The organism is Streptomyces sp. MnatMP-M17, from assembly GCF_900091995.1.
In the GTDB taxonomy this organism is placed as follows: domain Bacteria; phylum Actinomycetota; class Actinomycetes; order Streptomycetales; family Streptomycetaceae; genus Streptomyces.
Genome location: NZ_FMDK01000626.1, coordinates 1 through 4,776, shown reverse-complemented (window position 1 = coordinate 4,776; position 4,776 = coordinate 1). Strand labels below are relative to the sequence as shown.

At 69.0% G+C, this 4,776-nt stretch carries 6 protein-coding genes; 4 read left to right on the top strand and 2 right to left on the bottom strand.

The genetic code is table 11. From position 1 onward, the window contains the following. Both GA0115259_RS26375 and GA0115259_RS26370 read right to left on the bottom strand, forming a co-directional pair. Window positions 1-669, bottom strand: a 669-nt coding sequence (locus GA0115259_RS26375; protein WP_093601633.1) for an NADP-dependent oxidoreductase, incomplete at its 3' end; no start/stop codon positions are given. Further along, a complete protein-coding gene (locus GA0115259_RS26370) occupies window positions 669-1,157 on the bottom strand; it encodes a nuclear transport factor 2 family protein (protein ID WP_161230472.1) in 489 nt (162 codons plus the stop codon). The genes GA0115259_RS26375 and GA0115259_RS26370, both read right to left, overlap by 1 nt. A 167-nt stretch (window positions 1,158-1,324) precedes the next feature. Here GA0115259_RS26370 and GA0115259_RS26365 point away from each other — a divergent pair, with 167 nt between their 5' ends. From GA0115259_RS26365 to GA0115259_RS26350, 4 genes are all read left to right on the top strand, one after another. Further along, the gene (locus GA0115259_RS26365) at window positions 1,325-2,155 is read left to right on the top strand and encodes a LysR family transcriptional regulator (protein WP_237540511.1); all 831 of its coding nucleotides are present in this window, start codon (window positions 1,325-1,327) and stop codon (window positions 2,153-2,155) included. An 86-nt stretch (window positions 2,156-2,241) separates the two neighbouring features. Next, window positions 2,242-2,403 (top strand): hypothetical protein, encoded by a 162-nt coding sequence (locus GA0115259_RS40580; protein WP_161230471.1) that lies wholly within the window; start codon window positions 2,242-2,244, stop codon window positions 2,401-2,403. 292 nt (window positions 2,404-2,695) lie between these two features. Then, window positions 2,696-3,643: an RNA polymerase sigma factor gene (locus GA0115259_RS26355; protein WP_093601627.1), complete on the top strand. Its 948-nt coding sequence runs from the start codon at window positions 2,696-2,698 to the stop codon at window positions 3,641-3,643. A gap of 53 nt (window positions 3,644-3,696) precedes the next feature. Next, window positions 3,697-4,620, top strand: a complete 924-nt coding sequence (locus GA0115259_RS26350; protein WP_093601635.1) for an alpha/beta fold hydrolase — start codon at window positions 3,697-3,699, stop codon at window positions 4,618-4,620. Window positions 4,621-4,776: the final 156 nt, after the last annotated feature.

Below are 4,776 nucleotides of genomic sequence, written 5' to 3'. Positions count from 1 at the left end.
CCCCCCGCCGACGGCGCCGAAGACCACGTCCGCGCCACCCGGAGCAAGCTCCCGCACCCGCTCCACGGTCCCTTCGCCGTAGGCGACCGGCTCCGCGCCGAGCGTGCGCACGAAGTCGTGGTCGTGGGCCGAGGCGGTGCCGATGACCCGGGCTCCGTGGGACCGTGCGATCTGGACGGCGAGGGACCCCACCCCGCCGCCCGCGCCGTGCACGAGCAGGATCTCGCCGGACTGGACCTTCAGGGTGTGGACGATCGCCTGGTACGCGGTCAGGCCCGCCAGCGGGAGGCCCGCCGCCTCTGCGAAGCCCATGCTCAAGGGCTTGCCCACGAGGGTGCCGGGGTCGGCGGAGACGAGTTCGGCCAGGCCACCGTGGGCGCGCTGCACATCGCCGCGGACGTACCCGATGACCTCGTCCCCCTGGGCGAACTCCGGGGCCCCGGGACCGGAGCGCTCCACCACACCCGCGATGTCCCAACCAGGTACAACCGGGAAGTACGTCTCGACGGCACTGTCGAGCGCCCCAGCCTGTATCGCCAAGTCAGCCGGGTTCAGCGCGGCCGCCCGCACCCGGACCAGGACCGAGTCGACATGGGTCTTGGGCTCGGGCAGCTCAGCGGGCTCCAGGACCTCAGGACCGCCGTAGCGGCGGTAGACCACGGCGCGCATCAGGCCCCCGGAACGGCGATCGGCGTGTCCATGAGCACGGTGTGCTTGACGATCTTCCACTCGCCGTCGATCCGGCGCAGGTCCGTGTCGTAGTAGCCGGACTCGACGGGCCGGATGGCGGCCTGGGGCCCGAAGGTCCCGGCAGGCCGGCCGTCGGCCGGGCGCGTGAGGGCCTGCACCTTGTAGACGACGAACTGGGCGTTCAGGTGGGCGTCGTCACCGTCGACGTCGATGATGTGGTCGAACGTGGTGTGGTGACTGGAGCCGCCCTCCGGGTGCGGGGACATGATGTTCGTGACCGCGTACTCCACGCCCGCCCCGCCGATCAGGGGCTCGCCGAACGGCTCGTAGCTGTCGGGGCCGGTCTTGAGCTGGATCGACACGATCGCCTCGTCGGTGAACAGGGCGCCCTGCGTCTTGCCGTCGCGCCGGTCCGTCGCCCGGACGTAGCGGGCCAGAACTTCCTGCACCTTGCGCTCGTCGCTCATGAGAGCTGTTTCCTTTCGCTGCCTCATCGCCGCATCCGGGACACCCGGCCAATGCCCGGCGGAGCGCTCTCCGGCGGGGAGAGAACCCCGCTGCAGCTCTCTCAATCGAAGCAGCGAGCGGCTCGGGGAGCCATGACCGTTCCGACACCAAGCGATACTCTGGAGGTATGGATCAGTTGGAAACCCGAGAGCTCGTGTACTTCGTCGCGGTGGCCGAGGAACTGCACTTCAGCCGGGCGGCGGAACGGTTGGGGATGGCGCAGCCGCCGCTGTCCCGGGCGGTGTCCCGGCTGGAGCGACGCATCGGAGTGCGCCTCCTGGAGCGCACCAGCCGCCGCGTGGAGCTCACCCCCGCCGGAGCCGTCTTCCTCGACGAGTGCCGCCGGCTGCTGCGAGGACTGGACGCCGCGGTGCAGCACACCCGGCGGGCGGCCGGCCCCGCACGGCTCGTCATCGCGGTCCGTCCCGGCACCGGCTCCGGACTGCTCGCGCAGGTCCTGCGATCCCATGATGGGGCCGAACCCGAGCTCGTCTTCACCGACGACCAGGCAGACGCGCTGCGCGACGGAACGGCCGACGTCGCCATCCTCTGCATGGACAGCGCCGACCTCACCGACCTCCAGACAACCGAGGTCGCAGAGGAATACCCCGTCGCCCTCCTGCCGCACGACCATCCCCTTGCCCGTCGCGCGGTGGTGAGCACCGCCGACCTCCGCCAGGAGCCCGCCTACCTGAAACGCTGCCCGCCCATCGGCCTGGACGAGATCGTCGACCGGGTCGCACTGGGCCGGCTCATCGCCGTCGTCGGCTCGGCCGCCGCCGACCGCCTGACACGGGAGGTCGTCGCCGTCCCCGTGGCGGACCTGCCCGCGACCACGCTGGCCCTCGGCTGGCTCCCGAAGACCGCACGGCCCGAGGTCATCGCCTTCGCCCGCACCGTCCAGCGCATCGCCGCCGACCGCAGCGGCGCACAGCTACTCAGCGAGAGGGCCTCGTAAGGCAGTTGCTCAGCCAGCTCCAGTTCCGCCGCCGGTACGTGAGTGCTGCCGTTTCCATGACGCACGCCCCTCCCGAAGCCGGTGCGATGTCTGAGGTCCCCGAGGACATCGCCACTGCGATCCACGGCGCCACACCGCAGGAGAAGGCCACCGTCTACCGCAGCCTCGGCGTACAAGGCACCTACCACCCCGGAAAACACCAGGTCCGGACAGAGGCGAACCTCTACCCGGACCTTGGTCGGACCTAGCCTCTTGCACAGCCTGGTCGTAGTCAGCCAACTGGGGATCGTGGCGCGGTTCATCCCCGTAGTACGGGGCGGGGTGGCCTGATGGATGCCGGAAACGTACCGGAGTCTGCTGACACCGCCATAGGCTGATGGACATGTGCGGGCTGACGCATCAATCGGCGCGCCTCACAACTTGTGCACATCCAGGCCGAGTTACGGGCGCTGCCCGCGGTTGGACAGGGCTGGGGCCGCTGCATCCCCCAGGCATCGCACATGCCGAGGATTTGGTAGAGCCTTTGCGTACCATTGCGGGGTGGACAACCTTCTGAAGAGCGGAGCGCCTCAGGACTCCGAACTGGTGCGCGCAGCACACTTGGGCGACGCCCATTGTCTTGGCCTGCTCCTCGCCAGACACCGAGCGGGTATGCACGCGGTCGCGCTGGGCTTGTTGGGTCACAGCCAGGACGCCGAGGATGCTGTGCAGGAGGCGGTCCTTATCGCGCTGCGCCGTATAGGGGATGTACGGGATCCGGATGCGGTTGGTCCGTGGCTGCGGATGGTGGTGCGCAACGTGTGTCGAGCGCAGTTGCGCAAGATGTCGGCGGTTCCGATGGCCGAACCCGCACAGGCCGTCGCAATGGACCAGTCGGGCGGCCCACCGGACCCGGCGGAGGTCCTCGACCGACACGCGCTGCGGGACTGGCTCTGGACCACGCTGGAGGACCTGTCTCCCGGCCTGCGGCTGGTGACGATGCTGCGCTACTTCACCGATGTCACGTCCTACGAGGACATCGCGGCGCTGTGTGCCACGCCGGTCGGCACCGTGCGCAGCCGGCTCAACCAGGCGCGCACGAAGCTGGCGGGTGCTTTGCTGAACTCGGCCGATCGGGTGCACGACGATGCCACCGCCCGAAACACACAGCACCGCAAGCTGGCCGAGGAAACCATGATGTCTGCGTACCGCGGCGAACTCGCCGCGGCACTCTCCGACCGGTGGTCACCACAGACGGATGTGACATGGCCCACGGGCAAACGCACGGGCATCGACTACATGCCCGCCGCGTTCGATCGTGATGTGTCCGCCGGCGTACGGCACGAGCTGCGGAACGTGGTGGCCAGCCGCGATGTGGTCATCTGGGAGGCTGCCCTGCTCAACCCGCGGGAGAACCCGTTCCACTGCCCACCGGGTGTCGTGTGGGTGCACTTCCTCGACCGGGGCCGCGTCACCAAGGTGCGCCTTTACCATCCGCGCCGCCGCTGAAACGAGTCCGGGGAGCGATCGAACTTTCCCGGTCCTCACCGCATCTTGTGGGTATGAGAGCAACAACCACAGTCCCGGGCGCCGGGCGGCGTGCGGGGGCCGCTGCAGGTGAGGCACGGACCGTCGTTGTCGACGGCGTGCGGCAGGTGTACCGCATGGCCGGTGAGGGTCCCGTGTGCCTTGTGCACTCCGGAGGTCCGGGTGTGCACCCGGGGTACCTGCGGATATCCGGGCTGGAACACGGACTGACGCTGGTGTACCTGGACCCGGTCGGTTCCGGCGACAGTGACCTGCTGCCGGACGGTGACTACTCCGTGTCCCGCTATGCGCGTTTCGCCGAAGCCGTACTCGACGACATCGGCGCCCCCACCGGGTACTTCCTCGGCCACTCACATGGCGGCTTCGTCGCCCTCCAGTTCGGCCTCGACCACCCTGACCGTGTTGATGGTCTGATCCTCTACGACACCGTGCCCGCGAACGGGCTGGACGAGAGAGCGGCCGCGACCAAGGAAATGGCGTCTTTCGCCCAGCGCTGGGCCGATCGGCCGGAGGCGGTCGAGGCAGGCCGAATGTGGGCCGCGGTCCATCTGTCACAGACGATGGAGATCGCCGACGACGAGTCGTTCGGGCGCTACATAAACGGCATCCTGCCCGCCTACTTCGCCGACTACCGCAAGACGGTGGAACGGGTAGGCGCGCTCGCCCTGCCGGTCACCCACGACCCGAACCGGCTCCCGGCCAGCTGGGACGTACGGGACCGGCTCGGCACGATCAACGTGCCGACACTAGTGATCGTCGGCACCTCCGACTTCATCTGCCCGCCCCGCTTCGCGTACGAGATGCACGCCGGAATGCCGGACGCACGGCTGTGCGAGCTGCGCGACAGCGGCCACTTTGGGCACATCGAGCAGGCGGACGAATTCGCCTCCGCTGTGCTGGAGTTCATACACGAACAAGAGATGGGAAACCGGAAGTGAAAGCCACTGTGCCGCTCAGCCTGGCCGAGCAGACCGAGATCGGGGCATACGTCGACTTCGTGGCCGGCGCGCCGACGCCGGTACGGGAGGCGCTGGGTATCGACTCGTTGGGTATCGGCTCGGTGCTCGCACTGGCGGTCCGCGAGGACCCGAGCC